Here is a 26,490-nt window from a genome sequence, read left to right as displayed (position 1 = left end):
TTCATCAATTCAGTCCATGCAGTTTGCGAAAACGTTCGGGACTCATGCCTGTATGCCGTTTGAACATCGCACAGAAATAACTGGCGTTCTCGTAACCCACTCGATCAGCCACTTCATAGATTCGCAGCTCTCTTTCACTGAACATAAGTTGTTTGCTCCGATTGATCCGTTCCTGGTTCACGTAAAATACAGGTCTGATATGGAGCGCCTTCTGAAACAGCCTGCACAAATATTGGGGAGATACTACAGCCACATCGGCCAGTTCCTTCAGCGACAATGAACGATCCAGATGCTCTGCAATATAACGCAGCACAGGCTTCAAGCGCTCCAGTTCATCATTATAATTAGCGGAAGCGATGAGCATTGGCTTTAGATCCAGCAGCAGGGCATATAATTGTTTGGAGCATTCCACATCGTAATCTGCGTAATCCGTCGTATCCCCATGCTCTCCTCTAACCAGAAGTTGCTCCAGGCCACGTAACAGCGTGGCTTTTCTGAGTCTGCACACGCTTGAACCGGTTATCCCCGCGTAAGATAATAACTGGCTGGCCTCTCTCCCCTGGAACGACACCCAAGCCAGCTCCCAACGATCACTGATGGGCATATATCGATGCGGAATATCAGGATACAGAAAGAAAACGTCTCCCGGGCCGACGATATACTCTTCTTCCTGTATAATCAGTCTCCCCTGGCCATGAATAATCTGATGGATCTGATAATCCGGGAATCCCTCTGGACGCTCGGTTTCATATTGGTGTTCCCAGTAACCAACCGTGGTCATATAGATCGGCAGGCGAGCAGCTTCTTCTGTTTTACCAAAAAAAATCCGGGTATCCATCCAGTACACCCCTTTCTCCATCGTTAGTTTCATATTGTGATATATATGGGCAATATTCTTTATTCTCTAAGTCATCATTCAATTCTATAATGACAATATTATAACATTTCAGAAGGAGTTGCTGTTATGCGAAACAAATTGGTATACACCCCTCCGGCTAATGGATACCCGGAATGGAACAATAATCCTGAGACTTTTCAAGTAGGCCGTCTACCCGCACATGCGTCTATGGTAGCGTTTCCATCTGTAGCAGAAGCGTTATCCAATGAATCCAGTGCATCGCCATGGTACGCATCACTGAATGGTCAGTGGAAGTTTGCCTTTGCGGAGACACCGGAGCAACGGATTGCATCCTTTTATGAGAACAACTATGATGCCAGTGACTGGGACGAGATCGCCGTTCCCTCCAACTGGCAGCTACAAGGTTACGATTATCCCCAATATACGAATATGACGTATCCGTGGGTCGAGCGTGAGCCTGAATTGAAGCCACCCTTTGCACCAACGACTTATAATCCGGTGGGTTCGTACATCCGTACGTTTACGGTTCCTGCAGACTGGAAAGACCGGCCTGTTCTGCTGCACTTTGAGGGCGTTGAATCCGCCTTTTATGTATGGGTTAACGGGGAGCTCGTCGGTTATAGCGAAGACACGTTCACACCCGCAGAATTCGATATCACTGCATATCTGACGGAAGGTGAAAACAAGCTGGCTGTGGAGGTATATCGATGGTGTGATGCGAGCTGGCTGGAGAATCAGGATTTCTGGCGGCTAAGCGGCATATTCCGTGGTGTATACCTGCATTCACCTTCACCGGTTCAGATCGCCGATTTCTTTGTTCGCACTGAACTGGATGATGCCTATCAGGATGCGGAGCTGCTGCTGGATGTAAAATTATTCAATCATAACGCGGTGCAGACCACAGCCGGATTGTCCGTTCAGGCACAGCTCTATGATGCACAACAGCAGACTGTATTGAAGCAACCACTTACTGCGGCGGTCACTTTCCAGGGTGAGGATGAACTTTCATTCCAATTGTCAGCAGAGGTTATCCGGCCGCTTCTATGGAGCGCCGAGACTCCTCATCTGTATACACTTGTGCTGTCCATTCAGAATGAATCAGGCGAAACGCTGGAAGCGGTTCGCAGCCGGATCGGATTCCGCAAGTTTGAACTCAAGGATGGCCTGATGCAAATCAACGGCAAACGCATTGTATTCAAGGGCGTGAATCGTCATGAATTTTCCCCGGATACCGGTCGAGCCATTGGTCGGGAAGACATGATCCGTGACATCGAGCTGATGAAGTCCTATAACGTTAACGCTGTGCGTACATCCCATTATCCGAATCAGTCACTCTGGTACGAACTGTGTGATGAATATGGCCTCTATGTCATTGATGAAACGAATCTGGAGACTCACGGCACGTGGTACTATGGGCAAAAGGAAATGAACGAAAACAATATCCCGGCAAGTAAGCCGGAATGGCGTAACAACGTCATCGATCGCTGTAACTCGATGTTCCAGCGGGACAAAAACCATCCGTCCGTTATTATCTGGTCTCTAGGCAATGAGTCCTTCGGCGGCGATAACTTCATCGCCATGTACGATTATCTGAAACAAGTCGATCCGACCCGTCTCGTTCATTACGAAGGGACTTTCCATTATCGCCCTTCCGATTCGGCAAGCGACATTGAATCGACGATGTATATCAGTCCTCAGGATGTAGAGAATTATGCTCGCATGCAAGGACCGAAGAAACCTTATATTATCTGCGAATACAGCCATGCCATGGGCAACTCTTGCGGCGGTCTGCATCTGTATTGGGAATTGTTCGATAAATATGATGTGTTGCAAGGTGCATTCATCTGGGACTGGGTCGATCAGTCCATTCGTACCACGACGGCAGACGGTGTGGAATATCTCGCATATGGCGGAGATTTCGGCGAATTCCCTCATGATGGCAATTTCTGCGGAAACGGACTGATTCTGGCCGATAAGACGGTTACACCGAAGCTGGAAGAAGTGAAGAAATGTTATCAGAACGTTCGTATGGAGGCTATTGATGTCAAAGAAGGCCTGCTGCGCATTCGAAACCAGTTCCTGTTCACGGATCTGAGTGAATATTCGCTCGTATGGACAGTAACGCACGATGGTGTATCCGTTGAGAACGGCACGTTGGATATTGCGGTACCTCCAGGCGAATCGGCTGAAGTTCGTATCCCTTACACGCCATCATCCGATCTGTTCCAGGAAGCGGTGCTGACTGTATCTCTGGTAACCAAAGTCGCAACCAAATGGGCAGGAGTCGGTCACGAAATTGCCTGGGATCAGTTCGTGGTATCTCCGCGACTGCGTCCAATCCAACCGGTACACCAAGGACAAGGCAATTCACCACAGGTACAGGAACTGCAAGATGAATTGAAAGTAGCTACAGGGCAAGTCACGTTGAGCTTTAACCCGACTACTGGCGTGTTAACGTCTTATCAGATCAACAATCAGGAACAATTGCTGGCACCGATCCGGCCGAATTTCTGGAGAGCCATGACAGACAACGATATGGGGAACAAGCTGAATATGCGTTCTGCTTTCTGGAGAGATGCTCACGCTACCAGTAGATTAATTCGCTTTGAACACCATTCAGACGAACAAGGCATTCTCGTGACGACCGATTATACGTGGGATCAACATCCGGGATGTACGTTGTCCATCTCGTACCGTATTGATATGGATGGTGTATTGGAAATCAGTCAAACGCTTATTCCAGGCGAGGGCCTACCTGATCTACCAGAGTTCGGCATGTTGCTGCAACTGAGTAACAGCCTGGATACAATCTCTTGGTACGGCAGAGGCCCGCATGACAATTACGCAGACCGCCTAACCAGTGCACGTCTCGGCTATTACACAGGTGCGGTTCGAGATCAATTCGTTCCATACCTGAAACCACAAGAGTGTGGTAACAAAACCGATGTACGCTTTGCTGAAATCACGTCAACGGATGGTCAAAGTGGCCTGCACGTTGAAGCCAACATACCATTTGAGATCAATGCGTTGCCGTGGACACCTGAGGAACTCGAAGCCAATGATCATGTGTATAAATTACCTCAGAGTACACAGACTGTCGCCCGCATTAATTACAAACAAATGGGTGTCGGCGGGGATGATAGCTGGGGCGCACGTACCCACGCTGAATACACCTTGCCGGCCAACCGCGCGTATTCCTTCACCTTTACGGTAAGACCTGTATAACATCAAGCAAGCACTGCTGGCAGTATGTCGGCAGTGCTTTTTTGTTGGGGCAGTGAGTAGTGAGAGTTTGAAGTTTTTGATGGAACCATTATAATGAATGAGGCGCAAATGGAATTGTGCCCGCTGGAATAGGCCCAATTCTACATATATCATTTTGGGCCACAGATGTTGAGACACACTTATTAAGCATTTGATACAGTACTATTCCAAATACCCGTCTACTACGAGGTGAGCATGTGCAATACCTTTTTACAGTCATCTTTCTTCTTGGCTTACTTCCTTTCTTGGGATTTCTTGTTTTGATGATCCTCTCCATGCGCAAACATAACCGGATAACGATAAGACATACTATTCTATCCGTGCTATGCTTCGGAATGGCTTCAATAGGGTTGTATGGCATGCTGACTTTATCTTCGAACTCCGCTCAGACTGGACAAGATCAGACAGTGGAACAAAATTCAGGTAATGTTACCACAGACAAAGAACAGGAAGCTGCAAATCAGACGAGTCCCTCAGGCTTCCACATGACTACCGAAGAGTTTAAAAACAAGTTTAATGGCGCCGTGGGCAAATACCGACTGAATGGGTTGAGTATTACCCGCTTGAATATGAAAGAGTCTTCCAATCAGGTTACTAGCACTTTCGAGTATGTGTTCAATGACGAATTGCGCCTGGTTGGTGTAGTGAATGCAGATGAGAGCTTACAGGAAGTCACGTTATATGATACTGGTGATACAAGAGAACCAACGGGTGGAATTTTTTTGACTGCTATGGCCACGCTCATTCTCACAACCAATAGTGAGTACACGTATAACGATGCACAAGATGTTATTCAGGATATCGGTCTATTGAATCGCGATGTGAATCAGTCAGATTTTGATGGGGCAACGGTTAGAAATGGATTGGAATATCGCTTCAGCATCCAGGATCATGAACAATCTACTTTTAAAATAACTGTTGCGAAGTGAGATGCATTGGAGTAAAAAGGCCGCTCCATGAAGGAACGGCCTATCGGGTGATATGTTCTATGTACTATAGATTGACTCAGTGGTTGCCACCAAACCAATGATGAACACCTCCGCCATGCGAGATTTACTCAAAAGTTATAGTCTCGCTTTGATTGTTCCAACTCATTTTAAAAGTAATCGGATCTTTCATTTTCTCCGTCTCCGTAATTGTTCCCGACATCGTGAACGGTACCCCTTCTTCATCAAGTGATTTCCCCTGTTGTGATAAATTGTTGCCCGTAAGGTCAAACACAAAATCTTTTATACGCTTTTCATCACCGATGTAGGTTATCGTATAGATCCCTGTCGATCTCTGAAGAGATATATTCCAGTTATCGCTCTTTCCGCGGATGATATCATCCGCACCACAAGCTGAGACAATAGATACAAGCACTATAATACAAAGAATCATTGACAGTTTAAATAATTTCATAAAATCCCTCCTTTTAGGAATATACCCAAAAATGTGAGATGTGATATTTGCCTAATTATCCCCAGCATCTGCTCCAGTATAATGTGTCTTACCTTTGAATCACATGACTAATGATCTTCTGAGCATCGTACTTGACCCATCCCAACAGCGCTGAGCCCCGAGATGTTTGCCAAGGTAGTCCAACATAGTACAGTCCAGCAACCGGTGATACGCCTCTCTCGTGTATCATTTCACCTTTGGAATCAAAAGCAGTATGGATATCGATCCAACTATCATTTCGCTTAAATCCAGTCGCCCAGATCATATTGTCTATTCGTGTCTCACTCCCATCCTCATATAGGATGCGGTCATCTATCGCATTAATGGCACGTGGGCGCATGTTGACCTTCCCCTGGGTCATCAATTCTTTTAACGCATAGCCATAGACGTACTCAGGCTGATTCCGCAACCATTTTCCAACCATACGGTCAGCACTTGCACGTAATATTCCGAGCTTTTCGAAATACCAGAATATACTTCGTTTCATAATATGCAATGGCCTAAAGGTAATATTTCGAGCTATGGATATGTATACCATTTGTTGTTCATCTGCTGCTAACTCTACGGCGATTTGGGCACCCGAATTGCCTCCGCCTACAACTACTGTTGTGCCAGGGAGCAATTGAGAGCTATTTCGATACTCTGATGAATGAAGCTGAATTACACTCTCGGATAATGACTTTGCAAAAGATGGAACATTTGGGGTCTGGAAAGGCCCTGTGGCAACGATAATATTGCGCGCTTCAATTATTTCATCATTGGTTTCAGCATAGTACACCTCATCTTGCTTGGAGAGACGGGAGATTAAACAGTTTAACTTTATGGGAAGATGCATTTGCTTGGCGTAACTTTCAAAATAATCTGCAATTTCATCTTTGCTTGGCAGATCATTTTCGTTTCCACCAAGCGGCATTCCCGGTAACCCATCATACATTCGTGGAGTAAAAAGACGCAAGGAATCGTACCGTTTACGCCAAGATTCCCCGACAGATGAAGCAGCGTCAACGATTACAAAGGTTAAGCCCGACCTCTGAAGATAGTAACCTGCTGCCAATCCTGCTTGCCCAGCTCCGATAACCAATGCATCGTACATATGAATCATCTCCAATATCATTTATGTATTAATATATGAGCATTTATTCATATGTTTATTTTACTTAAGAGTTGGCTGTTTAGCAAGTGAAGAAATCATCACTGCCTTTTTTTCAAAAAATCATTAAAAAGACTCCCTCGCGGGAGCCTTTACATATTTCAGCTGTGGGTTCGATCTAGCGTAACTTTGAACCTAAATATGATGATATTTTGTTTACCCGTTAGTTATTACCTGGTGTATCGGTCAATGTCATCCATCGCTGACTCGTGCTCTCTTCTATGGTGATCTTCGTGCTGACGGACATCGTTCTTTAACTTCGCTAAGAATCCCCAGCCCATAAAAGCAAGTAGCAGCACCGTAATCAGTGCATATGCAAAGCTATATAGATTCATGAAGAAGTTGATAAATATTGCAGCGAGCATCAAGCCCAGAATCAACAATGTCCATTTCGTACCCTTTCTCACAATCATTTCCTCCTTAATTAGCGTTTGTTTCCAGAGAAACATTCAATATGCCAGACATCCCTTGTGCAGAAGAGGTATTCACATAATACCCACCCGTCGACAGCGCTTTGTCACTATAATATGTATGCTCTTTTCCATCAGCCGGAATACTGCCAGACAAGATCTTCGCTCCACTAGTCGATCCTTCATTAATGGTGAACGTAAAGTGTTTCGAACCCGTGTTTGTAAAACTCACTTTCACCAATGCAGATCCTGCTGCAATATCAAACCGATGCATATTTGCAGTACCCACGAAATCCTCATTATTGATTACTGTTAATGAAGTACTTATAGATTCATTCGCTTTTACGAATCTCTCTTCATCTTGGGAAGTGAAATTGTAGATTAAGATGATAACCGCAGCAGAAACAAGAACTGCCACTATCATTTTTCTAATATGCTTCATGATATATGGCCCCCAAATCTCAATACTAACCTTCATCATACAACTGTAAATATCTCCTATGCAATAGGAACTATATATAAGGTAAATGCTAGTGACTTAATTATGAAAATACTCAACAACACAAAAAACCACTCCTTAATAGATATTAAGAAGTGGTCATTGTTTTATTTATCATTCTAATAGTGGCTGCTTCAAGAATTCTTGTCACACCATAACGAGAATTCGCTCTGGCAGGCACATGATGCATTTAAGGTTTTTACACCTTTATTACATCATGCCGCCCATTCCACCCATACCGCCCATATCAGGCATTCCGCCGCCAGCACCTGCTGGTTCTGGTTTGTCAGCGATAACCGCTTCAGTAGTCAGGAACATTGCTGCTACGGAAGCAGCGTTTTGCAATGCATAACGTGTTACTTTCGCAGGGTCAACGATACCCGCTTCGATCATGTTAACCCACTCGCCAGTCGCAGCGTTGAAGCCTACGCCAGTTTGTTCTTTTTTCAGACGCTCCACGATTACGGAACCTTCTTCGCCAGCGTTAGCTGCGATTGTACGGATTGGTGCTTCCAAAGCGCGCAGGACGATGTTTACGCCTGTTTGCTCGTCACCGGACAGGGCTACGCCTGCAACCGCGTTGTATACGTTCATGAGCGCTGTACCACCACCGGATACGATACCTTCTTCAACCGCAGCGCGAGTTGCGTTCAGGGCATCTTCGATGCGAAGTTTGCGTTCTTTCAATTCTGTTTCAGTTGCCGCACCGACTTTGATTACTGCTACACCGCCGGACAATTTAGCCAGACGCTCTTGCAGTTTCTCTTTGTCGAACTCGGAAGTTGTTTCTTCCAGTTGTGTACGGATTTGGCTAACACGTGCATCGATATCGGATTTGTTACCAGCACCGTCAACGATGATTGTGTTTTCTTTGGTTACACGGATTTGACGAGCTGTACCCAGTTGTTCCACAACAGCGGATTTCAGGTCCAGACCCAGTTCTTCCGTGATCAATTGGCCACCAGTCAGAGCAGCGATATCTTGCAGCATTGCTTTACGACGGTCACCGAATCCTGGAGCTTTAACAGCTACAGCATTGAATGTACCACGCAATTTGTTCACAACCAGCATAGCCAGTGCTTCGCCTTCGATATCTTCAGCGATCAATACCAGCGGTTTGCCTTGTTGAACGATTTTCTCAAGCAATGGCAAGATGTCTTGCGTGCTGGAGATTTTTTTGTCTGTGATCAAGATGTACGGATTGTCCAAAACAGCTTCCATTTTGTCCGTGTCTGTGATCATGTAAGGAGAGATGTATCCACGGTCGAATTGCATACCTTCAACCACTTCAAGCTCCGTAGCGAATCCACGGGATTCTTCTACAGTGATAACGCCGTCTTTACCTACTTTTTCCATAGCTTCAGCGATCAGTTCGCCTACTTCTTCGTCAGCTGCAGAGATTGCTGCAACTTGTGCGATGGATTGTTTGGTTTCAACCGGTTTGGAGATGGATTGCAATTCAGCAACCGCAGCTTTAACCGCTTTGTCGATCCCTTTACGGATACCGATTGGGCTAGCACCTGCAGTTACGTTTTTCAGACCTTCTGTGATCAGCGCTTGCGCGAGTACAGTTGCTGTTGTAGTACCGTCACCGGCAACATCGTTGGTTTTAGTAGCTACTTCTTTAACCAGTTGTGCACCCATGTTCTCGAATGCATCTTCCAGTTCGATTTCTTTAGCAATCGTTACACCATCGTTAGTGATGAGCGGGCTTCCGAATTTTTTCTCCAGAACCACGTTACGGCCTTTAGGACCGAGTGTTACTTTTACTGCATTAGCCAATGCATCCACACCACGAAGCATGGAGCGACGAGCGTCTTCACTGAATTTAATGTCTTTAGCCATGTTAAGAAAACCTCCCTAGTTTTTGTTGGAAAATGGTATTGCTATATGGTTCGGTTATCCGATTAAATTTGAATTAGTCGAGAATCGCGTGAATATCGCTTTCTTTCATAATCAAATATTCTTTACCTTCGAACTTGATTTCTGTACCGGCATATTTGGAGAAAATAACGCGATCTCCTTCTTTCACTTCCAGAGCCACACGTACGCCGTCTTTCAATGCTCCAGCACCAACTGCAATGATTCTACCCTCTTGCGGTTTTTCTTTGGCGGAGTCCGGGAGTACGATCCCGAAAGAAGTTGTTTGCTCTTGCTCCAGTGGTTCTACCAATACGCGTTCACCTAAAGGTCTGATCATGAAAAATAGCCTCCTTTTGAAATTATATAACGTTACATTGTAGGTTGTAGCCATATGTATTAGCACTCGACAGTGTTCAGTGCTAACAACCAACTTTATGATACTCAACTTGAAGCATGATTTCAAGTCCTTTTGACGAATTCCTGTGAGAATTTACGTTGATTTTACACGAACATAGCCAAAGTACACCCGCTGTGCCTGGTTCTATGTGGAAATTCACTATTCTTATTTTACGAAATTCTTGAGCCCTTCTGCAACGTTAGCAGACAGTCCCTTTCCCATTGTATCCATTGTTGAACATAATATGCCTGCTTGTCCTGCCTAGCTGTGGAACAATCTACAACAATAGCCCGGAAAAGAACAAACCGTCTTCTCCGGGCACATTACAGTTACTGATCATCCTCACTCACACGCATACCAGTCATATACCAGCCATAATGAATGAGATATCCTGTGTTCCATTTTGATACCATCTTATGTTCTAACCTGCATGCTTCTTATCCTCGGCACGGACGTAACGGGATTCGATCTCTTCATCGGCCGCAAGCTGCTTGCGGTATACAATTGCGGATAATAACACACTGATTTCATATAACAGAAGCAAGGGAATCATCACCAGCAGATCGGATATGAAGTCTGGAGGTGTAATCACCACTGCAATGAAGATCAGGACAAAATAAGCAACTCTGCGCATCTTGCGAAGACGAATGGGATTCAGAATCCGCAGTCCTGTCAGAAACATAATAAGCAAAGGAAGCTCGAATAACAGGGACACAGGCAGCACAATGCCAAACAGGAAGCTGAAATACTGTTTCATCCCGTAGGTCTCCACAAGCCCCATCTTCTCCGTAATCGCTGTTGTAAAGGCGAGTGCCATCGGAAATATAACATAATACGAAAAGGCCATCCCTATAAGAAATAACAGAAATACATAAGGCACATACTTCAGCGTTGCTTTTCGTTCGCGCGGTTTAAGCCCCGGACTAACAAACTTCCAGATCTGATACACCGTAAACGGCAGCGTAATGATAAGTGAAAATAAACCCGCAATCTTCATGTAAATGCCAATCCCGTCCCAGAACGAGAAGGCATGCAATACAAAACCTTTGGCCGACTCTGACTTGGTCAGATATTGGTATACCGGGTCCGCTACAAAAAATCCTGCAATCAGTCCCAGCACAAAAATACTTAATACGTAGATCAGCCGCTTCCGCAGCTCACTCAGATGTTCCGTAATCGACATTTCTTCCATTTGCTGCGTCATGCCTGCCCCCCATTATTGCCAGCTTAAAATACAAAACCCTTCCGGCAGGAAGGGATTTCTCTTTCATTGCCGTCAAGATTATTCCGGCAGGCGTTTATCAGCAGGCTTGTCTGCAGGTGTGCTCTCAGCCGCCAGCGGTTTTGCCTTCTCCTGCTCTTTGCGATTGGATGAGTCATCCTCAGAGATAATCTCGCGAGCGCCCTCTTTGAATTCACGGAAGGTACGCCCAACTGCACGTCCCAGTTCCGGAAGTTTGTTGGGTCCAAACAACAGCAATGCAATCACGGCCAGCAAAATAAAACCCGTTGGTCCAATGGAACTTAACATTGATATTCCTCCTCGTCTCAAGCTTCAAAGATGCGCATATTCGGCCAGATGTTCATAGATGTCTTCTGCGTCGTTCTTAATTTAAGCCCATCATACCACAGATGTAACCACTTACATAACCCGCAATATTCACAAATAAGAGATATCACCTTACTAACCAACCATGGTTTATGCGTAATTGGATATCATGCCCGAGAGTCTGTACTCGCTTATTGCTTAAACTGACCCGTAACCATCAACAGCGCTTCCGGAAGCTGATCCATAATGGCAGCCAGATGTTCGTGCACACCCTTTGGCGTACCTGGGAGATTGACAATCAGCGTGCGACCACGAATGCCACAGACCCCACGGAACAGCATGGCAGAACGGTTTTTGCTCATTACACTGTACCGCATAGCCTCTGCCATCCCTGGAACTTCCCGTTCAATTACGCGCCGGGTCGCTTCTGGAGTAATATCACGAATGGCCAGCTCCGTTCCACCGGTAGTCAGCACCAGATCGGCGTGAAAATAATCCGTCATCTCAATCAAAGCCGCGATAATCTCATCGGGTTCATCCGGGACGATACGGTACTCCACGATTTGACCACCCAGCTCTTCTTCCACCAGCTCCCGAATGACTTGTGCACTCGTATCCTCACGTTCCCCGCGGGCTCCTTTGTCACTGGCTGTCAGGATTGCTGTTCTCCACACCATAAAGATCACCCTTCTCCTCTATGAAAATAAATATTGTCTATCGGCTGTAATCACCGTTTTTGCCACCACTCTTGGAATTCAGCATGGTTGGACCGATAATCATATCTTTTTGCATGGCCTTGCACATGTCATAGACCGTCAGTGCTGCAGCCGAGGCAGCCGTGAGCGCCTCCATCTCAACACCCGTCTTACCTTCGGTTTTGACAGTAACTTCAATGTGTAATTCATCCACTCCGTTATCATGAAAACGAATATCCACACCCGTCAGTGCCAGCGGATGGCACATCGGAATCCAGTCCGACGTTTTCTTCGCGCCTTGAATCCCGGCAATCTGAGCCACAGCCAGAACATCACCTTTGCCGATTCGGCCCTCCCGAATCGCTTCCAATGTATCTGGATTCATCGTCACCTTGGTTACGGCCACAGCCGTACGCACGGTAATTTCCTTACCCGAAATATCAACCATCCGGGCCCGCCCCTGTTCATTAAAATGGGTCAGTTTTCCACCCGAAGCCTGGCCGTTGTTCACTTCTGAACTCAATCACATCACAACCCTTTATTCGATATGTAATATACCTTCGGTTGTTATCAACAGATCCATCCGCAGATCGAGCAGGTCCATCGGGATCTCCTCTTGTAACTGACCCGGCAATACCATCGCAGCCATCAAAGGTTTCTTGCCCGTCATCACACATGTTGCTGCAAGCGTCTCGGCAAAACGATCATAATAACCGCCACCGTAACCAATACGCCCCCCATGCAGATCATAACCAAGCCCCGGTACCAGTACGAGATCGATATCCGGCCAATCTTCAGGCTTGAGAACTTCACAGGAATCCTTGGGTTCCGGTATCCCCCATATGCCTGGCTCCAGATCCCGTTCTCCGGTCACTCGCCGTAGCTCCATTCGAGGTGGGTTCGCCAACACTTTCGGTGCATACATCACATCTCCATGATTCCAGCCCTCTTGAAAAAGAAAAGCTGTGGATGCTTCGCTTCCATAGGACAGATAACTGAATATGACGAGTGGTCTGTTCATGACCTTACTCTTGGCCTGTCTAAGGCGATCCAGCTCACGCCTCATTCCAACGTTAATCTTAGTCATCGCCTGCTGATGCATGCTCGCATCCATCAGATCACGGCTCTGTCTCAGTCTGGATCGAAGCTGGCTTTTCAGTTCCGCATGATCCTGCATATCCTTGAATAACCTCCTGTTGATAGGGAAGGTACAAAAAAGCGCTCATTAAAAAACAATTTATATGTTATGACCAGTTGTCATCTTGTTGAAAAGGTTAAAATGATTCATTTTCTGCAAAATCCTCATGTAATAACATGCCTTCTTTCAGTTTATCATTGATTGATCAAAAAGACTACATGCCCCATGCGTTCCCAATCGGTGCAATTGCTCTGTATTTCATGTAAACTGGGATATAGTTGTCATATCAAGAACTGGACCTATGGAGGAACTTAATTTTATGCTGCTGCAAGTATCCGGAATTATCAAACGTTTTGGTGTCGATCCAATCCTGGACGGCGTGAACTTACAAATATTAGAACGCGAGCGCATCGGCCTCGTTGGTGTAAACGGTGCAGGAAAATCCACTTTGCTCAAAATTGTAGCTGGTGAAATGTCCTATGACGGGGGACAGATTTTCAAATCCAAAGAAACGACGCTCGGTTACCTGGCTCAGAATAGCGGGCTGCAATCCGATCGCACCATCTGGGAAGAAATGATGAACGTGTTCGCTCACCTGACACAGGCTGAAGCCGATTTGCGTCAGATGGAGCGCGATATTGCCGACCCTGCCCAGATGGAAGACGAGAAAAAGTACGCGGACCTGCTGGAACGTTATGCGAAACGCTCCGACTGGTTCAAGGACCATGGCGGTTATGAGATGGAAACCCGCATTCGCAGCGTATTGCACGGGATGGGATTCGGGGAATTTTCGCCGGACACCCCCATTGCTACGCTGAGCGGCGGGCAGAAGACACGCCTTGCACTTGCTCGCATTTTGCTTCAGGCACCCGATCTGCTCATGCTGGACGAGCCTACCAACTATCTCGATATCGCAACCCTCACCTGGTTGGAAGATTATCTGAGAGGTTATTCAGGCGCATTGCTCGTGGTATCCCATGACCGGTACTTCCTCGATCGGCTCGTAACGACCATCGTAGAGATCGAACGGCATCGCTCCAAAAAATATACGGGCAATTATAGCCGTTATATGGAACTCAAGGCTGCCGAATATGAGACGCAGATGAAGCAATATGAGAAACAACAGGGTGAAATCTCGAAGATGGAAGATTTTGTCCAGAAAAATATTGTACGTGCATCGACGACCAAACGGGCTCAAAGTCGCCGGAAGGCCCTCGAAAAAATGGAGCGCCTAGATAAGCCGATGGGAGATTTGAAAAAAGCTCATTTTTCCTTCGAAACAGCCGTGATGTCTGGCAAAGAAGTGCTTCGTGTGGATCAACTGTCTGTCGCTTATGACGAGGCTTCTCCATTGTTCCGCAATGTATCCTTTGATCTGCGGCGCGGGGAAACCGTTGCTCTGATCGGTCCAAACGGTATCGGCAAATCCACCATGCTGAAGTGTCTCACCGGAAGTTTACGTCCGGTATCCGGGGATATCCAATGGGGAACGAAAGTCCAGATTGGCTATTATGATCAGGAACAGACGGGGCTCAATCCGTCCAACACGGTTCTGGAAGAACTGTGGAGTGCCTATCCGGGGATGGAAGAAGCACGTATTCGTACCGTACTCGGGAATTTTTTGTTCAGCGGTGACGATGTGCTCAAGAAAATCTCTTCCCTCAGCGGCGGCGAGAAAGCACGTGTCTCTCTATCCAAGCTGATGCTGAAGGAAGCCAATATGCTCATTCTGGATGAGCCTACGAACCATCTCGACCTGTTTGCCAAAGAGGTGCTGGAAGCGGCGTTAATGGATTATGAAGGTACCCTGCTGTTCATTTCCCATGACCGATACTTCCTCAACAAAATGGCCGAGCGCATTGTCGAGCTTCATCCAGGTGGAACAGAACACTATCTCGGAAATTATGATGATTATGTGGAGAAGAAACAGGAGCTTGAGGACATCGCACGCGAAGCTGCTGAGGCACGTCAAGCTTCATCCAAGAACTCTTCCAAATCCGATCCGAGTACAGCAACAACCGAAAAATCTGGAGCGGCTTCGTTCGAAGCGGAAAAACAAGCAAAGCGTGAAGAACGTAACCGGCAACGCAAGCAGGAAGCTCTGGAACAACAGATCGCGGAACTGGAAACGAAAATTACAGAGCTTGAGGAGCAGATGGCTCTGCCTGAAATCTACCAGGATTATATGAAGCTGCAAGAACTCCAGCAACAATCGGAGGAGCGCAAAGCAGAGCTCACCAAGGCGTATGAGGAGTGGGAAGAACTAGCTATGGAATAGCCCAAATTGAGAAACATGGCTTGAACAAGTCCTTACAAATATAGTTGTACCTCGGCTGATTCCTTACTGGGATCAGCTTTTTGTTTAAGTTGGGGTGACTTGTTTTGGATTTTGTCAAATTCACTCGAATGAGGAGAAATATTTTTATACGCCCATCTTTCATACTTATCCACAGCAAAGCAAGATAGCAAGCACATTAATAACCTTAATTATACAGCGGTAGAATAGCCTTTTACACACAAAAACCATATTTATCCACCAAGTTATCCACGTTATCCACAACTTTGTGGATAGTAAGGAGTCGTTCTATCCCCTAAACCCTTTTCGTTTCGAAAACTGCACTGGTTTGACTTTATCCCAGTTACCCACAATTTTCACTGGATATGTGGATAACTATAGTCACACCTTGACAAATAGACTTTCCCTCTCTTCATACTTCCTCCATAAAAAGACAAAAGCAGACCTCTGTCGTTCAAGGCCTGCCCGTTGTTTACTCACATGATGCAATGTAGATCAAATCGAATCGCGATGAGTACTATACCTGCTGCACATACGATCTGACCCAGATGATCTACGCATGTGCTTGTTCATGATGTTCGGAAGGCTCCGCCTTCAGCCCAGCAGCATTGCAAGCCGCCACATAAGCCAAACCGGCAGCCATGACGATATCATTATGTGTTGCCGTTCCCCGGAACTCACGTCCTGCACGCTCCACGGTAACTACAGCCTCCGCACTTGCACCCTCTCCACCGCTCAAGGCATGCATCTCCATATCAACAAAAGCAATGTCATCCGAAATACTCTGACCAATCGCACGAATGGTCGCATCCACTGGACCCCCGCCAACGGCAGAGTAAGACTGTTCTCCAGCACTTGTACGAATACGAACGGCGGCCATTCGATCGGTCATGCTGCCCGCCGTCACCTGCAATTCAACCAGCTCATAATCCTGTGCAGGAATATTCATGGTCTGGCTAACCATCTGCAGCAACTGGTCGTCACTGACCACTTTTTGCTGGTCTGCGGTTTCTTTGAACACCTCATACAATTGCTCCATTTGTTGCTCATCCGGCTCAAAACCGTATTTGCGAACCCGATCCTTCAGAGCGTGACGACCAGAGTGTTTGCCCAGAATAATCATGCTGCGAGGGATACCCAGCGCTTCCGGGTCCATAATCTCATAAGTGCTCCGATTCTTCAGCAGACCATCCTGATGGATGCCGGATTCATGCTGGAATGCATTACGTCCCACCACCGGTTTGTTGTATGCAATCGGGAAGTGCATGGCACGGCTAATCTGACGAGAAGTCTCATACAGCTGGTTCAGCTTAATGTTGGTCGTTGCACCAATTGCATCTCCCCGGGTCTCCAGAGCCATAATCAGTTCTTCCAGTGCACAGTTCCCCGTCCGTTCTCCGATACCATTGATCGTCACTTCAATCTGGGAAGCCCCATTGGCAATCGCGGCCAAACTATTCGCTACAGCCAGGCCCAGATCATTGTGACAGTGTGCACTATAGCGAACCTGATCGCCTCCTCTTGCACCCTCACGTACCCGGCGGAACATCTCGCCATACTCATGTGGCAGAGCATAACCAACGGTATCCGGCAGGTTGATAATACTCGCTCCAGCTTCAATAGCGACTTCAACCATTTCAATCAGATCGTCCATCTTGGTACGAGCCGCATCCATAGCAGTGAACTCTACGATGTCCGTGAACTGACGCGCATAAGATACCATCTCACGAGCGGTAGCCACCACTTCACTACGCGGACGGCGCAGCTGATGCTCTATATGAATATCCGAGGAAGAGATAAACAGGTGAATTCGGCGCCGTGCTGCATCTGCTGTTGCCTGAACGGCTGCATCAATATCACCTTTGACCGCACGCGCGAATCCACAAATCTCCACGTTCTGCAACTGTCTCGAAATCGCCTGAACCGCCGCGAACTCACCTGGACTGGAGATCGGGAATCCAGGCTCAATGACGTCAATCCCCAGAGATGCCAGTTGGTGTGCCAGTTCGATCTTTTGCTCGGGTTGCAGACTCGCTCCCGGGGCCTGTTCTCCATCGCGCAGCGTTGTATCAAAAATCTCAATCATACGTTTGTTATTAATCGTTGTCATATTCATCAACCTCCATCAAATTTTATATTCATTTTTGTTACGATCCACGAGCCATAGAACACCCGCTGATCGCCATCAATGTTGTTATATATTTTGTTTGTAAATGCGTATGTCGTTAGTAGCTTAGTCCTTGGTAATCATTAGAGCCTATTGCATATTTAGTGCCTATACTTGATATTTCATGTTCATTTACTCGATGTTCCATATTCATTGCTCGTTTGTTAAATAGCCTACTTGCTTGTGACAGGTTGTACGTCGACTTACACCCTGTCTTTCTCCCTTTTCAATCTCCATATGGTTTATCCCACGCCCACCCTGCTGCCGGCAGCAAACACAAATAACCCGCCATCTCATATAAGAGACGGCGGGTTGTTCTCCCCTCCGCGGTACCACTCTTGCTTGATGGGCCAGACTTACGCCGGACTCCATCCACCTCGTCGTCTCCGAAATCCGTTGGATGTGTGTGCACGTACGACATCACTGGAATTCGGAGAAACACCCTATAACGGAGGTTAACCGTTGCTGTGTAACACATGTCGCTGACCATTAGGACAACGGGGCGATTGATATCGTCCCCATGCTTCCACAACTCCGTTCCCGGGCGAGATTCGAATGACTCAAGCCACTGCGTCGCACCATCCCGCAGCTCTCTGAGCGCTTTATCATTCTACTGCTCCCGTTCATCACATTTAACCTATGACCTAACTTCATTCATCCTTATTTTAAAAATCAAAAAAAGCCTGCCACCTCATGCAATAATGCAAGAGACGACAGGCTGTTCACCTTCGCGGTACCACTCTTGTTGACTTCCTTCCTGTTCATTCAAGAGAACCCCTAGATGCTTTCGCACCTCCGGATCACTTGAAGCAGCCTGAAAGCCCCCTCAGTTATTGTCGGCAATCCTTGTAATAACAGTCCTTCCGACAACGGCCCATTCACGGAGGCAACCCGTAACCATGTACTTTGGGCCAATAATCGGCCTTCGGATTCTCCCGGGGAGTCACCGTGTTCCATCGTTCCGCTTCCAGGTGAGTTTCAGGTTTCCTTCGACTGCGTTGCACCAACCCGCAGCTCTCTAAACCGGGAATTGACCTTACTGTTCCTGTTCATCGCGTTTATCCATTCAGGAAAATAACTTCCTGTTTAAATTTGTAACTAATATACATTCTTCACATGCAGGCTGTCAACTCTTAATCTCAAACGGCCTGTTTATATAAACTATAAGTGCGTGTTCAAAAAGATAGGTTTTCAGTACCGAAAGATGGGATGAAGCTAGAAATGGAGTAGCGGAGCGTAGTCAAAACTACGTGAGCAACTACAATGTTTCCGAAGGAAACAACCTTCGTAAGCCTCCCCCTTATTTCGGCTGAATTCCATATTCGATGCTGATGATGCCGCTAGGCATCCTTCGTAATCAAAATCAGGCTTTTTGAACAACCTCTATAAGGACTGAACGGACCATGCCTCCAGGGAAAGCCCCGGGTCAGCTTTGGCATCAAATTCAGAGATTTCTCCCCGCTGCCATTTCAGATATGCAGCCGCTCCGATCATGGCCGCGTTATCCGTACAATATTCCATTGGCGGGATTAACAGCTCAAGCCCTTCCTTCGTGCATCGCTCCTTTAATGCAAAGCGCAATCCCCGGTTAGCGGCAACACCACCACACAACAGCAATTGTTTTGAACCATACTCACGAACGGCTCTTACTGCTTTCTCCACCAGGACTTCTACGACAGCTTCCTGGAAGCCACGTGCAACGGCAGATGGCTCCAAGGTTTCTCCGCGCATTTTAGCCTGATTCAGCGCATTCAGTACAGCAGACTTCAGACCACTGAGACTGAAATCATATGAACCTGCTTCCAGCCATACCCTTGGTAGTGGTACCACATCCTCCGCTTCAGACGCCATCCGGTCCACATGCGGACCTCCCGGATAAGGACAGCCCAATGCACGTGCTACTTTGTCATAGGCTTCGCCGACGGCATCATCTCGCGTACGACCAATCAACTTGAACTTGCCTTCAGATTCCATATGCACAAGTTCTGTATGTCCACCCGATACGACCAGTGCCATCGCCGGGTATTGCAGTTCATGGGTAAGTCGGTTGGCATAAATATGCCCAGCAATATGGTGTGTGCCAATGAGCGGTTTGCCGAGTGCCATCGCCAGCGTTTTGGCCGCAACGATTCCGACCAGCAATGCCCCAACGAGTCCCGGGCCTTGCGTCACGGCAATTGCACTCAGATCACGCGGACGAATGCCGGATTGTTCGATCGCCTGTTCCAGCATCAACGTAATGACTTCCACGTGTTTGCGTGAAGCGACTTCAGGGACCACACCACCAAATGCCTTATGCGTCTCGATCTGACTTGAGATCAGATTGGACAGCACTTCCCGTCCGTCCTTGACTACAGCTACCGATGTTTCATCACAGCTTGTCTCCACCGCCAAAATGTAGGATGGTGCAGAATTTATTTTTTCATTGAGTTCGTTCATGAATCCAGTACGCTTCCTTCCTCTTCGCCGCTCCGGCCTGCAGACGGCAAGTTCGCCCACATAATCATCGCATCTTCCCCATTATCGGAGTAATACCCTTTACGAAGACCCGCCGATTCAAACCCTTTTTTCTGATATAAACGCTGAGCTATGCTGTTCGACACTCTGACCTCCAATGTCATTCGTTCCATCCCGAGATAAGCCGCTGTACTCATTAATTCATCCAGTAACTTTTCGCCAAGCTTGCGTCCACGATACGCGCCTCTGACTGCAATATTGGTAATATGGGCTTCATCCATAATCGTCCACATTCCGGCATAACCAATGGCTTTGCCTTCCAATTCCATCACCATATATTTAGCAAATTGATTGTGTGTCAATTCATTTTGAAATGCTTCTTCTGTCCAAGGCAGGGTAAAGGCCTCATGTTCAATCTCCATCACATCGGGAATATCCGCGAGTGTCATGAACCTGAACTGAAGCGATGCTTCCTGCTTATTATTCGCCACGTTGTCCATCTGCTTCCCCCCTTTAGTGCGTGTTCAAAAAGACCGGTTTTCAGTACCGAGAAGATGGGATGAAGCTAGAAATGGAGTAGCGGAGCGTAGTCAAAACTACGTGAGCAACTACAATGTTTCCAAAGGAAACATGCTTCGTAAGCCCCCGCTTATTTCGGCTGAATTCCATATTCGACGCTGATGATGCCGCTAGGCATCCTTCGTAATCAAAAGCGGACTTTTTGAGCAACCTCTTTTAGCCTTTGCGCAGCAGATTGGCTTCCGCTTCAGACAACTGGGTATAGTTCGGCACCAGCGCATGCACGTCATCACGTTGACCTGCAAGCAGCGCGGCGGCGCCAAGCCGCCCAACCCAGCGGCCTTCCAGCTCATAAGGTACGAGCTGGAGCGCCGTTCCTGCGGGGCAGCGAAGCTCCGCCGCTGCCGCAGCATGAGGGCCCGTCTCGCCGACGAACCAGACGGCTGCGGGCCGCTCTTCCGGCGCCGCCTCCGCCATTCGGGCGGCGAGGGCTTCCAGCCATCCGTCCATCTTGCGGATGGCATCAGGCGCCAGACGCCGGGGCGCATCGCTCCCGGCGGAGGCAAACAGCGCGGTGCACGCTTGACCGCGCCTTGCATCCACAAGCGGAACGATCCAGTGGACAGGGGCAGCACCTGTGCTGCCCTGGTCCGCGGATGGCGTTCCGCCAGCCCCTGCTGCGGCATCGTCTGCCGCAGCTTCCGCCTTGGCGGCAAGGCCGCTGTGCCAGCCGCCCCAGGCGAGGGCCTGAAGGCTGGACACCCCGGCTACGGGGATGTCCCACGCCCAGGCCAGTGTCTTCGCCGCGGTCACCGCAATGCGGATGCCCGTGTACGAGCCTGGCCCAACGCCAACGGCAATGCCATCCAGTTGGCCAGGCTGTGTGCTGCTGGCGGCCAGCAGCTGTTCCATCACCGGTACAACGTGTACCGAATGGTTGCGCTCAGCCCGTTCATTGCGTTCTTCCAGAAGCGCATGACCTTCCATCATCGCAGCAGCCATTACTGCGGTGGATGTATCCAACGCCAAAAACCGCTGACGCGGCTCTTTTTGTAAATCTTCCATCATCATTTGACCCCATTCTGTCTGAACTGTCGGCACAAGGCTGCATAAGTCTCGCCGTACCCATCCAGTGTAATCGTTCGATCCTCCAGGCCCGTTGTTTCAATCTGCACATGCAAGTGCTCTTGCGGCAGCAATTCGGGAATGATACTCGACCACTCCACCAGACTGACTCCGGCTCCATAGAAATATTCATCAAGTCCAAGCTCATCCGCTTCTTCCAGCGATATGCGATATACATCCATGTGATATAAAGGCAGACGCCCTTCGTACTCCTTGATTAGCGTGAATGTGGGACTGCTCACCACATCACGTACACCCAAATGCCAGGCAAATTTCTGCGAAAATGCCGTTTTACCCGCACCCAGATCACCATCCAAAGCAATCACCATGCCGGCGTTTGCCTGTCTGGCGAGTGCGGAAGCGAGTGCTTCTGTATCTGCAATGCCATGGGATAAAAACACCCACTGCTCGTGCGTCTGATTCAATATTCGCCCCACCTTTGGCGGTCTAGCCGCCTGAGTTCACTTTGAACCTTATTATATCGGTCCCTTTCTTCCCCCGCAACAACCCTAGCAAAAACCAAAAACCGGCACCTCCCGGTACCGGCCGTGTTATACATATATTCAGCTTTTATTCATTCTCGAATTGCTTAATAACAATATGCTACTTGTACCTACTCCTCCAAGCGATCCACACGTACCGTCTGGGTATTTCCTGGTCTGCTGCCAACCTGAACGGTCGCCATACCATTGGCTTCATCCACGTTCTCAATCCAGACCGGATCTCCTTCCAGCGTAACGGCAATCGTATCCTTGGAATCATATATCGCTTTGGCACGCTTTGCATCCATCATCTTATTCATACTCCCCTTCCGGATCCTCATGTGATTCTCGAACCATGCTATCTGTTGTACTTTCACCAATATAACCGTTATCGTCCGTAACTTGTCCCCCGCCTAACCCTTCATTCACCATCCGGTCAATGTCGAGCATGAACGACTCCCGATCAAGGGGCAATTTTTCGGAGGTTACCGCTTCCCAGTTCACAGCTGTAGCGGGTGTATAGAATTCTTCTGCGCTTTCGGCTTCCGCAAGAGGATACGGAGAAAACGCATGCTTGTGTGCTTCCTCTTCATCCCGTCTGTTCTTCATTTCAGCACCTCCCAGCTTAATCATTGTGAGATCACTTCTGTTATCATCCCCGAGTCTCGTCGAACCATACGAATTCGTTCGTCCATAAGACGATTATCCCTTGCGCCATATGCCCATACTATTGAATATAAATCCGTGTTCAACAAATCCGGTTTTCAGTAACGGACATTCGGCTGACATAATCAAAAGCTGAATTTTTGAACACCCTTTCGAAAGGAGCCGACCTATGCATACCGTCTGGAAAGGCGCAATCAGTTTTGGCCTTGTTCATGTCCCTGTCAAAATGTTCTCGGCTACCGAAGACAAAGACATCTCCATGCGCTATATCCATAAAGTCTGCGGCAGCCCGCTCGCTTATGTTCGCCAATGTCCATCCTGTGAAGTGGACGTCAAATGGGAAGAGATCACCAAAGGCTATGAATATGAAAAAGGAAAGTTCGTACTCTTCGAAAAAGATGAATTAGAAGCGTTAAATGATTCCACCAACAAAACCATCACCATACTGGATTTTGTAGACTTAACTGAGATTGACCCGATTTATTTTCAGAAAACATATTATCTTTCGCCCGATCAGGCCGGGGGAAATGCCTACCAACTGTTGATGAACGCGATGCGGGATACCGGCAAAATCGGCATCGCCAAAATCTCCATTCGTTCCAAGAGCAGTCTGGCTGCCATACGCGTGTTGGAAGATTGCCTCTCCATGGAGACGATTTTCTATCCGGACGAGATTCGTCCTGTCTCCCAGGTGCCCAACTTGCCGGAAGTGCAAAACGTGAATGAGAAGGAACTCACGATGGCAAAGCTGTTGATTGATCAATTGTCTACGCCTTTTGAACCTGGTAAATACACCGATGACTATCGCAACAAACTGCTGGATCTTATCCAGCACAAAGTGGCAGGCGAAGAAATCAAGATTGCTCCAGCCAAACCTGAAGCCAATGTGATGGATTTGATGGCTGCCTTACAAGCAAGCATCGAGGCGGTGAAACCTATTCCGGCTGACCCTGGGACAACAACGGCCAAACCGAAGAAACGCGCAGCGCGAAAAACGTCCGCTCAGGCGGCTGCCGGAGGGGAATCCGATGCACCTGCACCAGCCAAAAGGAAAAAGGCAGCACCCAAACCAAAAGTTTGAATGTCGTCAGCGCAAGAACGATTCCGTTATCTGCTCATGTAATGAAATTTACTCCAATCCGGCTTCACAGTCGGATTTTTTTGTTTTTGTAAAATGCGATTGACGAAAGCTGATTTATATTTTATATTAACTTATGAAAAGTAACTTATTTATGAATATACAGTCACTCTGCAATCCTGCTTTAACAACATGCAATCTAATAATTCATCTTCATCGCATATACACATTCAAAACGAGAACCCATATTATTTATTATCAGGAGGAAACAATCATGAATACGCCGTATCAAATCCCTGCCACAACCCATCTGGGTGAAGTGAGTCTCCGAATTATGAACCTGGACCGTTCGATTAAGTTCTATACCGATGTAGTTGGATTGAAATTACTGGAGCGGAGTGACAAAGTGGCTACGTTGACAGCCGACGGTGTACAGTCCCTGCTGCGATTGGAAGAGCTCACGGATGGCATTACCCTGCCGGAACGCTCACACGCTGGCTTGTACCATTTCGCCATTCTGCTGCCTGACCGTAAGTCCCTGGGTCTCGCTCTTCGTAATCTGGCTGCATCCGGTATCGATATCGGTCAAGGCGATCACTTGGTCAGTGAAGCCTTCTATATCTCCGATCCTGATCAGAACGGAATTGAGATCTATGCTGACCGTGCACGTGATACCTGGAAACGGGATAGCGACAATAACTACGTGATGGCAAGTGATCCGGTTGATGTGGAAAGCCTGTTTGCCATATCGGAGAATGAACCTTGGCAAGGTCTGCCTGCTGGCACAGTTATCGGTCACGTTCATTTACACGTCCGCAGCCTGGAAGAAGCCCGCAACTTCTACACCGGCATACTCGGTTTTGATATCGTGGGTAACTTCGCCAACATGTCAGCACTATTTGTATCCGCAGGCGGCTATCATCATCATCTGGGACTCAATATCTGGGCAGGAGTGAATGCACCTGTCAATCCAGATAACGCTACAGGAATTGATTACTTCACCATTGTGTACGCCACCAAGGAACAATTGGAACAGGCACTTGAACAATTACGTCAATCCGGTGCAGTCGTTACACCAGTAGAGGACACTTGGTTTACGGTAGACCCACAGAATATTCGTATACGTCTGACAACTGCGAACTGATTCTATGTAGCCGTTATAATACAATATGATTGCTTAACCACATGTTAATAAGCCCGGGTAACTGATTTCTCTACATCACAGAGAGGTCGGCTGCACGGGCTTTTTACGTTGGCTTTTATAAAACTGGCACAATTGGTGCATTCTAACCAATACATAGACATGATCTGTTAAGGAGATACTTCATGATCGAAAAGGGACGTTTGACTGTTAGACAGCTCGCTTCACTTATGTTCCTGTGCACCATCGGGGAGCAAATTCTCGTCTTCCCTTCCATGATCACATCCTATGCTCATCAGGATGCCTGGTTATCAGCCTTGTTGGGAGTCGCAGGGGGCCTTGGAATACTCTTCATTATGCTTGTTGCCTACAGAACGCATCCCCGGCTGAATCTGATTCAAAATGCCCTTCGAACATTGGGACCCTGGATCGGGACATTGTTTGGTTCTTTTTATATTTTTTATTTCCTAATCAGCACCTCAACGTTCATTAGGGAGATTGGCGATTTTATGTCTACCCAGATCTTGCCGGAATCTCCATTAATGATCCTTCATTTGGTTTTTATGTGTGCACTTGTCTGGGGGCTTTTTTCCGGTCTGGAGAGCATTGGTAAGACTGCTGAGGTCTTTCTTCCTCTGATCGTATTGTTTCTGCTTTTTCTGACGGTATTTCTAATCCCCCATATACGTATAGCTAACATCCAACCTGTGCTTGCACAAGGCTTTCTTGATCCATTCAAAGGTTTTGTTGCTGTACTCACCTATCCTTACTGCGAGTTGTGCATCTTCATGATGCTCTTTCCCTACACGAAAGATGAGCCCCATCTGCAAAAGGACATTCTGTTCGCTGGCATGATTGGTGGATTGTTACTCACATTGACGCTAAGCATGTGTCTGTTCGTTATGGGACCATGGATGACGCAGCATCACTGGTTCGCTTCATTCAACCTTTCACAGAAGATCAATATCGGAAACTTTATGCAACGCGTCGAAGCCTTCATAACATCGGTCTGGATTATTGCTGTTTTTTTCAAAGCCGCTCTGTTCTTCTACGGTTTTATCCTGGGCGTCGCTCACCTGTTTCACTTGTCCAGTCACCGTTCTCTGATCCTGCCGGGTTCCATGCTTATTCTCGCCATGTCTATTCTAATCGCTCCGAACGAGACCTTTTATCTCAAGGTCATCATTCCCTATTGGATTGATTGGGATCTGACCTGTGGTATTGCACTTCCGTTACTGCTCATTCTGGTGCATCATATGAAGTCCCGCTTCCAAAAAATATAACAAAATTCTGAA

25 protein-coding genes and 2 other annotated features are annotated in these 26,490 nt (G+C 47.4%); of the genes, 6 read left to right on the top strand and 19 right to left on the bottom strand.

From position 1 onward, the window contains the following. Nucleotides 1-4: 4 nt before the first annotated feature. Nucleotides 5-838 carry an AraC family transcriptional regulator gene (locus MKX40_RS06630; RefSeq protein ID WP_339240326.1) on the bottom strand — a complete coding sequence of 278 codons (834 nt, stop codon included), beginning with the start codon at nt 836-838 and terminating at the stop codon, nt 5-7. Nucleotides 839-964: 126 nt separating this feature from the next. Between MKX40_RS06630 and MKX40_RS06625 the strand changes: the two genes are divergently transcribed. Together MKX40_RS06625 and MKX40_RS06620 are read left to right on the top strand one after the other, a co-directional pair. After that, nucleotides 965-4,084: a glycoside hydrolase family 2 TIM barrel-domain containing protein gene (locus tag MKX40_RS06625; RefSeq protein ID WP_339240324.1), complete on the top strand. Its 3,120-nt coding sequence runs from the start codon at nt 965-967 to the stop codon at nt 4,082-4,084. Nucleotides 4,085-4,482: 398 nt separating this feature from the next. Further along, a complete protein-coding gene (locus tag MKX40_RS06620; RefSeq protein WP_339240322.1) occupies nt 4,483-5,052 on the top strand; it encodes a hypothetical protein in 570 nt (189 codons plus the stop codon). Nucleotides 5,053-5,176: 124 nt separating this feature from the next. On the opposite strand, the gene MKX40_RS06615 is transcribed toward MKX40_RS06620, so the two are convergent. The 11 genes from MKX40_RS06615 to MKX40_RS06565 all read right to left on the bottom strand — a co-directional run bounded on the left by MKX40_RS06615 (nt 5,177) and on the right by MKX40_RS06565 (nt 13,303). Further along, a complete protein-coding gene (locus MKX40_RS06615) occupies nt 5,177-5,524 on the bottom strand; it encodes a hypothetical protein (RefSeq protein WP_339240321.1) in 348 nt (115 codons plus the stop codon). A gap of 88 nt (nt 5,525-5,612) precedes the next feature. Continuing rightward, on the bottom strand, nt 5,613-6,656 hold the full coding sequence (locus tag MKX40_RS06610) for an NAD(P)/FAD-dependent oxidoreductase (protein ID WP_339240319.1): 1,044 nt from the start codon (nt 6,654-6,656) through the stop codon (nt 5,613-5,615). A 227-nt stretch (nt 6,657-6,883) separates the two neighbouring features. Next, complete coding sequence (locus MKX40_RS06605) at nt 6,884-7,126, bottom strand: hypothetical protein (RefSeq protein WP_339240318.1); 243 nt, start codon at nt 7,124-7,126, stop codon at nt 6,884-6,886. Between the two features lie 7 nt (nt 7,127-7,133). Then, nucleotides 7,134-7,565 carry a hypothetical protein gene (locus MKX40_RS06600; RefSeq protein ID WP_339240317.1) on the bottom strand — a complete coding sequence of 144 codons (432 nt, stop codon included), beginning with the start codon at nt 7,563-7,565 and terminating at the stop codon, nt 7,134-7,136. A 267-nt stretch (nt 7,566-7,832) separates the two neighbouring features. Next, on the bottom strand, nt 7,833-9,467 hold the full coding sequence (groL, locus tag MKX40_RS06595; protein ID WP_094939589.1) for a chaperonin GroEL: 1,635 nt from the start codon (nt 9,465-9,467) through the stop codon (nt 7,833-7,835). A gap of 73 nt (nt 9,468-9,540) precedes the next feature. After that, nucleotides 9,541-9,822, bottom strand: a complete 282-nt coding sequence (groES, locus tag MKX40_RS06590; RefSeq protein ID WP_153977313.1) for a co-chaperone GroES — start codon at nt 9,820-9,822, stop codon at nt 9,541-9,543. 481 nt (nt 9,823-10,303) lie between these two features. Next, nucleotides 10,304-11,086, bottom strand: a complete 783-nt coding sequence (gene tatC / locus MKX40_RS06585; RefSeq protein WP_339240316.1) for a twin-arginine translocase subunit TatC — start codon at nt 11,084-11,086, stop codon at nt 10,304-10,306. Nucleotides 11,087-11,164: 78 nt separating this feature from the next. After that, nucleotides 11,165-11,413, bottom strand: a complete 249-nt coding sequence (gene tatA / locus MKX40_RS06580; RefSeq protein ID WP_036611264.1) for a twin-arginine translocase TatA/TatE family subunit — start codon at nt 11,411-11,413, stop codon at nt 11,165-11,167. Nucleotides 11,414-11,622: 209 nt separating this feature from the next. Continuing rightward, a complete protein-coding gene (locus tag MKX40_RS06575) occupies nt 11,623-12,108 on the bottom strand; it encodes a MogA/MoaB family molybdenum cofactor biosynthesis protein (RefSeq protein WP_017690080.1) in 486 nt (161 codons plus the stop codon). A 37-nt stretch (nt 12,109-12,145) separates the two neighbouring features. Beyond that, nucleotides 12,146-12,649, bottom strand: a complete 504-nt coding sequence (gene moaC / locus MKX40_RS06570) for a cyclic pyranopterin monophosphate synthase MoaC (protein WP_223869015.1) — start codon at nt 12,647-12,649, stop codon at nt 12,146-12,148. 15 nt (nt 12,650-12,664) lie between these two features. Continuing rightward, a complete protein-coding gene (locus MKX40_RS06565) occupies nt 12,665-13,303 on the bottom strand; it encodes a 5-formyltetrahydrofolate cyclo-ligase (protein ID WP_339240315.1) in 639 nt (212 codons plus the stop codon). A gap of 280 nt (nt 13,304-13,583) precedes the next feature. On the opposite strand from MKX40_RS06565, the gene MKX40_RS06560 reads away from it, so the two are divergent. Continuing rightward, on the top strand, nt 13,584-15,542 hold the full coding sequence (locus tag MKX40_RS06560; protein ID WP_339240314.1) for an ABC-F family ATP-binding cassette domain-containing protein: 1,959 nt from the start codon (nt 13,584-13,586) through the stop codon (nt 15,540-15,542). Nucleotides 15,543-16,113: 571 nt separating this feature from the next. Here MKX40_RS06560 and MKX40_RS06555 read toward each other — a convergent pair. From MKX40_RS06555 to MKX40_RS06525, 7 genes are all read right to left on the bottom strand, one after another. Then, on the bottom strand, nt 16,114-17,670 hold the full coding sequence (locus tag MKX40_RS06555; RefSeq protein WP_253431642.1) for a 2-isopropylmalate synthase: 1,557 nt from the start codon (nt 17,668-17,670) through the stop codon (nt 16,114-16,116). 354 nt (nt 17,671-18,024) lie between these two features. Beyond that, nucleotides 18,025-18,363, bottom strand: a binding site (T-box leader). A gap of 67 nt (nt 18,364-18,430) precedes the next feature. Further along, nucleotides 18,431-18,789: a binding site (T-box leader), on the bottom strand. A gap of 321 nt (nt 18,790-19,110) precedes the next feature. Beyond that, nucleotides 19,111-20,166, bottom strand: coding sequence for a tRNA (adenosine(37)-N6)-threonylcarbamoyltransferase complex transferase subunit TsaD (gene tsaD / locus MKX40_RS06550; protein ID WP_339240312.1), 1,056 nt, complete (start codon nt 20,164-20,166; stop codon nt 19,111-19,113). Further along, nucleotides 20,163-20,684, bottom strand: coding sequence for a ribosomal protein S18-alanine N-acetyltransferase (gene rimI / locus MKX40_RS06545; protein ID WP_237176573.1), 522 nt, complete (start codon nt 20,682-20,684; stop codon nt 20,163-20,165). Before rimI ends, tsaD begins: the two co-directional genes overlap by 4 nt. Nucleotides 20,685-20,919: 235 nt before the next feature. After that, nucleotides 20,920-21,774 carry a tRNA (adenosine(37)-N6)-threonylcarbamoyltransferase complex dimerization subunit type 1 TsaB gene (tsaB, locus tag MKX40_RS06540; RefSeq protein WP_339240311.1) on the bottom strand — a complete coding sequence of 285 codons (855 nt, stop codon included), beginning with the start codon at nt 21,772-21,774 and terminating at the stop codon, nt 20,920-20,922. Then, nucleotides 21,771-22,253 carry a tRNA (adenosine(37)-N6)-threonylcarbamoyltransferase complex ATPase subunit type 1 TsaE gene (gene tsaE, locus MKX40_RS06535; protein ID WP_339240310.1) on the bottom strand — a complete coding sequence of 161 codons (483 nt, stop codon included), beginning with the start codon at nt 22,251-22,253 and terminating at the stop codon, nt 21,771-21,773. Before tsaE ends, tsaB begins: the two co-directional genes overlap by 4 nt. Before the next feature lie 188 nt (nt 22,254-22,441). After that, on the bottom strand, nt 22,442-22,618 hold the full coding sequence (locus MKX40_RS06530) for an H-type small acid-soluble spore protein (RefSeq protein WP_026081228.1): 177 nt from the start codon (nt 22,616-22,618) through the stop codon (nt 22,442-22,444). 4 nt (nt 22,619-22,622) lie between these two features. After that, nucleotides 22,623-22,919 (bottom strand): hypothetical protein, encoded by a 297-nt coding sequence (locus tag MKX40_RS06525; RefSeq protein ID WP_339240309.1) that lies wholly within the window; start codon nt 22,917-22,919, stop codon nt 22,623-22,625. A 226-nt stretch (nt 22,920-23,145) separates the two neighbouring features. Here MKX40_RS06525 and MKX40_RS06520 point away from each other — a divergent pair, with 226 nt between their 5' ends. From MKX40_RS06520 to MKX40_RS06510, 3 genes are all read left to right on the top strand, one after another. Further along, nucleotides 23,146-24,057, top strand: a complete 912-nt coding sequence (locus tag MKX40_RS06520) for a Ku protein (protein ID WP_339240307.1) — start codon at nt 23,146-23,148, stop codon at nt 24,055-24,057. A 271-nt stretch (nt 24,058-24,328) separates the two neighbouring features. Further along, nucleotides 24,329-25,198: a VOC family protein gene (locus tag MKX40_RS06515; protein ID WP_339240306.1), complete on the top strand. Its 870-nt coding sequence runs from the start codon at nt 24,329-24,331 to the stop codon at nt 25,196-25,198. A 182-nt stretch (nt 25,199-25,380) separates the two neighbouring features. After that, a complete protein-coding gene (locus tag MKX40_RS06510; protein WP_339240305.1) occupies nt 25,381-26,478 on the top strand; it encodes an endospore germination permease in 1,098 nt (365 codons plus the stop codon). Nucleotides 26,479-26,490 lie beyond the last annotated feature (12 nt).

It is taken from the genome of Paenibacillus sp. FSL R5-0517 (assembly GCF_037974355.1).
In the GTDB taxonomy this organism is placed as follows: domain Bacteria; phylum Bacillota; class Bacilli; order Paenibacillales; family Paenibacillaceae; genus Paenibacillus.
This window is presented reverse-complemented; position numbering and strand designations above follow the sequence as displayed.

Excerpts from the sequence above, each read along its gene's own strand:
- MKX40_RS06575 (WP_017690080.1), bottom strand. The coding sequence starts at position 12,108 with ATGGTGTGGAGAACAGCAATCCTGACAGCCAGTGACAAAGGAGCCCGC.
- MKX40_RS06530 (WP_026081228.1), bottom strand. The coding sequence starts at position 22,618 with ATGGATGCAAAGCGTGCCAAAGCGATATATGATTCCAAGGATACGATT.
- tatA (WP_036611264.1), bottom strand. The coding sequence starts at position 11,413 with ATGTTAAGTTCCATTGGACCAACGGGTTTTATTTTGCTGGCCGTGATT.
- groES (WP_153977313.1), bottom strand. The coding sequence starts at position 9,822 with ATGATCAGACCTTTAGGTGAACGCGTATTGGTAGAACCACTGGAGCAA.
- MKX40_RS06630 (WP_339240326.1), bottom strand. The coding sequence starts at position 838 with ATGGATACCCGGATTTTTTTTGGTAAAACAGAAGAAGCTGCTCGCCTG.
- rimI (WP_237176573.1), bottom strand. The coding sequence starts at position 20,684 with ATGGACAACGTGGCGAATAATAAGCAGGAAGCATCGCTTCAGTTCAGG.
- MKX40_RS06510 (WP_339240305.1), top strand. The coding sequence starts at position 25,381 with ATGATCGAAAAGGGACGTTTGACTGTTAGACAGCTCGCTTCACTTATG.
- tsaD (WP_339240312.1), bottom strand. The coding sequence starts at position 20,166 with ATGAACGAACTCAATGAAAAAATAAATTCTGCACCATCCTACATTTTG.
- tatC (WP_339240316.1), bottom strand. The coding sequence starts at position 11,086 with ATGACGCAGCAAATGGAAGAAATGTCGATTACGGAACATCTGAGTGAG.
- MKX40_RS06515 (WP_339240306.1), top strand. The coding sequence starts at position 24,329 with ATGAATACGCCGTATCAAATCCCTGCCACAACCCATCTGGGTGAAGTG.
- MKX40_RS06525 (WP_339240309.1), bottom strand. The coding sequence starts at position 22,919 with ATGAAGAACAGACGGGATGAAGAGGAAGCACACAAGCATGCGTTTTCT.
- MKX40_RS06610 (WP_339240319.1), bottom strand. The coding sequence starts at position 6,656 with ATGTACGATGCATTGGTTATCGGAGCTGGGCAAGCAGGATTGGCAGCA.
- MKX40_RS06605 (WP_339240318.1), bottom strand. The coding sequence starts at position 7,126 with ATGATTGTGAGAAAGGGTACGAAATGGACATTGTTGATTCTGGGCTTG.
- MKX40_RS06565 (WP_339240315.1), bottom strand. The coding sequence starts at position 13,303 with ATGCAGGATCATGCGGAACTGAAAAGCCAGCTTCGATCCAGACTGAGA.
- MKX40_RS06560 (WP_339240314.1), top strand. The coding sequence starts at position 13,584 with ATGCTGCTGCAAGTATCCGGAATTATCAAACGTTTTGGTGTCGATCCA.
- MKX40_RS06555 (WP_253431642.1), bottom strand. The coding sequence starts at position 17,670 with ATGACAACGATTAATAACAAACGTATGATTGAGATTTTTGATACAACG.
- tsaB (WP_339240311.1), bottom strand. The coding sequence starts at position 21,774 with ATGATGATGGAAGATTTACAAAAAGAGCCGCGTCAGCGGTTTTTGGCG.
- groL (WP_094939589.1), bottom strand. The coding sequence starts at position 9,467 with ATGGCTAAAGACATTAAATTCAGTGAAGACGCTCGTCGCTCCATGCTT.
- MKX40_RS06620 (WP_339240322.1), top strand. The coding sequence starts at position 4,483 with ATGCTGACTTTATCTTCGAACTCCGCTCAGACTGGACAAGATCAGACA.
- MKX40_RS06625 (WP_339240324.1), top strand. The coding sequence starts at position 965 with ATGCGAAACAAATTGGTATACACCCCTCCGGCTAATGGATACCCGGAA.
- MKX40_RS06600 (WP_339240317.1), bottom strand. The coding sequence starts at position 7,565 with ATGAAGCATATTAGAAAAATGATAGTGGCAGTTCTTGTTTCTGCTGCG.
- MKX40_RS06520 (WP_339240307.1), top strand. The coding sequence starts at position 23,146 with ATGCATACCGTCTGGAAAGGCGCAATCAGTTTTGGCCTTGTTCATGTC.
- MKX40_RS06615 (WP_339240321.1), bottom strand. The coding sequence starts at position 5,524 with ATGAAATTATTTAAACTGTCAATGATTCTTTGTATTATAGTGCTTGTA.